General features: G+C 47.7%; 6 protein-coding genes and 1 pseudogene. 5 read left to right on the top strand and 2 right to left on the bottom strand.

Annotation, left to right across the window (positions count from 1 at the left end; all coding sequences use genetic code 11):
- Both Q0314_RS02975 and hemB read right to left on the bottom strand, forming a co-directional pair.
- Window positions 1-307 (bottom strand): annotated as a pseudogene (locus Q0314_RS02975) (ornithine carbamoyltransferase); the annotation flags it as partial.
- A gap of 192 nt (window positions 308-499) precedes the next feature.
- Window positions 500-1,471, bottom strand: coding sequence for a porphobilinogen synthase (gene hemB / locus Q0314_RS02970; protein WP_298056351.1), 972 nt, complete (start codon window positions 1,469-1,471; stop codon window positions 500-502).
- Between the two features lie 61 nt (window positions 1,472-1,532).
- Here hemB and ribA point away from each other — a divergent pair, with 61 nt between their 5' ends.
- The 5 genes from ribA to Q0314_RS02945 form a co-directional block, all read left to right on the top strand.
- Window positions 1,533-2,105: a GTP cyclohydrolase II gene (gene ribA, locus Q0314_RS02965; protein ID WP_298056348.1), complete on the top strand. Its 573-nt coding sequence runs from the start codon at window positions 1,533-1,535 to the stop codon at window positions 2,103-2,105.
- A complete protein-coding gene (rsmG, locus tag Q0314_RS02960) occupies window positions 2,095-2,652 on the top strand; it encodes a 16S rRNA (guanine(527)-N(7))-methyltransferase RsmG (protein WP_298056345.1) in 558 nt (185 codons plus the stop codon). Before ribA ends, rsmG begins: the two co-directional genes overlap by 11 nt.
- Window positions 2,642-2,866: a PP0621 family protein gene (locus tag Q0314_RS02955; protein WP_298056342.1), complete on the top strand. Its 225-nt coding sequence runs from the start codon at window positions 2,642-2,644 to the stop codon at window positions 2,864-2,866. The genes rsmG and Q0314_RS02955 overlap by 11 nt, the downstream gene beginning before the upstream one ends.
- Entirely contained in the window at window positions 2,863-3,240 is a 378-nt protein-coding gene (locus Q0314_RS02950) for a hypothetical protein (protein ID WP_298056339.1), read from the top strand. Before Q0314_RS02955 ends, Q0314_RS02950 begins: the two co-directional genes overlap by 4 nt.
- Window positions 3,237-3,485 (top strand): hypothetical protein (locus Q0314_RS02945; RefSeq protein ID WP_298056338.1); only part of this gene is annotated, 249 nt, incomplete at its 3' end. The genes Q0314_RS02950 and Q0314_RS02945, both read left to right, overlap by 4 nt.

The raw sequence follows: 3,485 nt of genomic DNA, 5'->3' as shown, positions 1-3,485 counted from the left end.
CGCGAGCCATGATGAGATCGCACATTCGCGAGATCACGCGCGCGGTGTCTTTTATTGGTTCGCCGCGCCCGATCTGAATATCGCTCGAGCTAAGAAACAGCGCATGCCCGCCAAGCTCATTCATCCCCACGTCAAAGCTTACGCGCGTTCTAGTCGAGCTTTTTTCAAATACCATCGCCAGTTTTTGATCTTTTAGATACGGTTTAAAATCTCGCGCCTTCGCCTCTTTTTTTATCTGCAAACCCAAATTTAAAATTTCGATGATTTCGTCTTTGCTAAAATCGTTTAACGTTAAAAAGTGCCGCATTTTTCCCTCTTATTTTAAAATTTGACTGCAAAATTTAAGGCGAAGTATTGAGAGACGGATTTAAATGTTGTGCAGAAATTTTAAGTCAAGGCTAGACAAATAGTCTGCCGCAGACTTAAAATTTCCTCTGCTCGCAGTTGCTAGTACAACGAAGCAAAAATCTCTCTCAAAAGCGCTCAAAAAGACAAGCCGCTATTTTCTTAATAAAGCGGCCGCTTCTTTAGCATGATAGCTGATTATCAAATCCGCCCCTGCCCTCTTAAATCCTAGTAGCGTCTCCATCATCACGCGCTCGTAGTCGATGACGCCGGCTTTTGCCGCAGCTTTTAGCAGAGCGTATTCGCCGCTCACGTTATACGCGCAGATCGGCAGTCTCGTCGCTTCGCGCAGATCGCGGATGATGTCTAGATACGCAAGGGCGGGCTTTACCATCAAGATATCGGCCCCCTGCGCCTCGTCCTCCAGGCTCTCGCTCACGGCTTCTAGGCGGTTTGCGGGATCCATCTGGTAGCTCTTTCTATCGCCAAAGCTCGGCGCGCTCTCGGCTACGTCGCGAAAAGGCCCGTAGTAAGCCGAAGCAAATTTGGTCGAATACGCCATAATCGGCAAATTTTCATATCCGCTCAAATCCAGCGCCCCGCGCAAGGTAGCGATGATGCCGTCCATCATACCGCTTGGAGCGATCATATCGGCGCCGTTTCTAGCGTGGATCAGCGCTTGTTTAGCGGAAATTTCCAGCGTTGCGTCGTTATCGACGGTCTGATGGACGTGATCTAGGATACCGCAGTGGCCGTGATCGGTGTACTCGCAAAAGCAAAGATCGGTTATCACGACTAGATCGGGGAATTTATCCTTTATCGCTCGCAGCGCGGTTGCTATGATGCCGTCATCGCTCAGAGCATCGCTGCCTACGCTATCTTTTAGGCTAGGTATGCCAAATAAAATAACCGCTTTTATGCCCAAATTTCGCACGATTTCGCACTCTTTTAAAATTTCGTCCAAACTCATCTGAAAGACGCCCGGCATCGAGCTTATCTCTTTTTTCACGCCCTTGCCCTCGACGACGAAAAGCGGATAGATAAAATCGCTCGCGCAAACGCTAGTTTCGCGCACCATCTCTCTGATCGCGGGGTTTATCCTGAGCCTTCTAAAACGTTTAAACATAATTTTCCTTTTACTTCGCTACAATTTACGCTTAGTGTAACATAATAGGAGTTAAAAATTTATGAATATCGAGCTTTCAAATACGGCAAATTTACCCTCTCGTTTCGGGATATTCGAGATAAAGGCATTTAAGGAGGGCGAGAAAGAACATTTAGCGATTTACAAAAAACCTTTCGGCGAGGTCGTAAACGTCCGCATCCACTCCGAGTGCCTAACGGGCGATGCGATCGGTAGCCTAAAATGCGACTGCCGCGACCAGCTAGAAGCCAGCCTAAAATACATCGAGGAGCACGGCGGCATGGTGATCTATCTACGCCAAGAAGGGCGAAATATCGGCCTGCTAAACAAAGTAAACGCCTACCACCTGCAAGACGAGGGCCTTGACACCATCGAGGCAAACCACCAGCTAGGCTTTAAGGCCGACGAGCGCACGTACGAGATCGTGGATTTTATCTTAAAGCACTTCGGCATCGAAAAGATAAATTTGCTAACCAATAATCCAAAAAAACTGTCGGGGCTAAAGTGCATACAGATCGTCTCTCGCGTACCGATCGTCATACACGCGAACAAATTTAACGAAAACTACCTACGCGTGAAAAAAGAGCAGATGGGGCATATGCTAGATGAAAATTGACCTGCCGCGGGACTTTGACGCGCAAACGGCGAAATTTAGCGAGATTTTGGCTAAATTTAACCGCGTGCACAGCCTCACCAACTACAAAAATTTAAACGAGCAGATCGCTGATAGCATAGCTCCGCTTGAAATTTTCCCGCAAATTTTGGACGCCAAAACGGCGATTGATGTGGGCAGCGGAGCGGGCTTTCCGGCGATATTTCTCGCGATGATTTTAAGGGAATGCGAGTGGCATCTCTTTGAACCAAGCCCGAAAAAATCGGCGTTTCTAAGCTACGTCAAGGCCGAGCTAAATTTAGCAAACGTCCGCGTAAAATCTTGCAAGATCCAGGACGGCGAGCCCTTTGCGGCGCAGCTCATCACGAGTCGCGCACTGATGAAAACGAAAGATTTACTTGGGATTTGCGACGGTTTTTTTGACGCGCAAACTCAAATTTTACTCTACAAAGGAAGCAGCGTACAAAGCGAGTTAGAGGGGCTCAAAGCTCAAATTTACGGGCGCGGCAACCGAAATTACGTATTTATAAAGGGCGGCGATGTTATTTAAAATTTTGGCTTTTTTAGCGGTTTTAATCGCGATTTATATGATATTTTTTAAAACCCGCGTCAAAAGAGGCGTAAAAGGCGGCGCAAAAAAAGAAGACAAAGAGGCCCAAAATTTCGTCGAATGCAAAAAATGCGGCACCTTTATAGAGGCAAAAGACGCCGTAATCAGCGGCGGCGGCTATGTCTGCGAGGACTGTATAAAGGATAAAAAATGAAACTGATCGGTCACGAGCTCGTGCCGTACGAGCTGCTGTTTTGGCGCGAAAATGCCCAGCAGATCGAAGCGGACAAGCAAAATTTGTTTAAATTTGACGCAGCAGCGATAAAGCGCGCGCAGGAGCTCGGCGCCCAGTTTAGCGTCGAGGCGGAAAATCTAAACGAAATCATCGTCGCAAACGCGGCCGGAGCGAAATTTATCGTCGTGCCCCGCGAGCTAGCCGGCAAGGCGGCAAAGCTGGCGCAGGATTATCTATTTGACGCTCAAATTTGCGTTATCATAGAGAGCCAAAACGAGCTAGCCGCGCTTAGCGAGACTGGCGCAGACGTCGCGATATTTAAAAACGCCGTAATAGGCAAGGATAAACGATGATAAAATTTCCGCCGCTATATCTAAAATTTTTAGAAAGTATCGATGGCGAGGAGTGCGTGGACGTTTTTAACGAAGCGGGAGCGGGTGCGTATCTATACGGGCGCGCAGCTCTAGCCGAGCGAAACGAAACCTACGAAGTAGCGCTTTACGAGCCAAATTTTTATATGATAGGCCAAGACGGCGACCTGGGATTTTTTATAAAATTAAACTCGGACGATGCTATTTATTTTAGCGATCTAGGCGCG

It is taken from the genome of uncultured Campylobacter sp., from assembly GCF_938040115.1.
Classification (GTDB): Bacteria; Campylobacterota; Campylobacteria; order Campylobacterales; family Campylobacteraceae; genus Campylobacter_A.
The sequence above is the reverse complement of the archived record's forward strand: the minus strand, read 5'-3'. Positions and strand labels throughout refer to the sequence as shown.

Coding starts and splice junctions, on each gene's coding strand:
- ribA (WP_298056348.1), top strand. CDS start 1,533: ATGAATATCGAGCTTTCAAATACGGCAAATTTACCCTCTCGTTTCGGG.
- rsmG (WP_298056345.1), top strand. CDS start 2,095: ATGAAAATTGACCTGCCGCGGGACTTTGACGCGCAAACGGCGAAATTT.
- Q0314_RS02950 (WP_298056339.1), top strand. CDS start 2,863: ATGAAACTGATCGGTCACGAGCTCGTGCCGTACGAGCTGCTGTTTTGG.
- hemB (WP_298056351.1), bottom strand. CDS start 1,471: ATGTTTAAACGTTTTAGAAGGCTCAGGATAAACCCCGCGATCAGAGAG.
- Q0314_RS02955 (WP_298056342.1), top strand. CDS start 2,642: ATGTTATTTAAAATTTTGGCTTTTTTAGCGGTTTTAATCGCGATTTAT.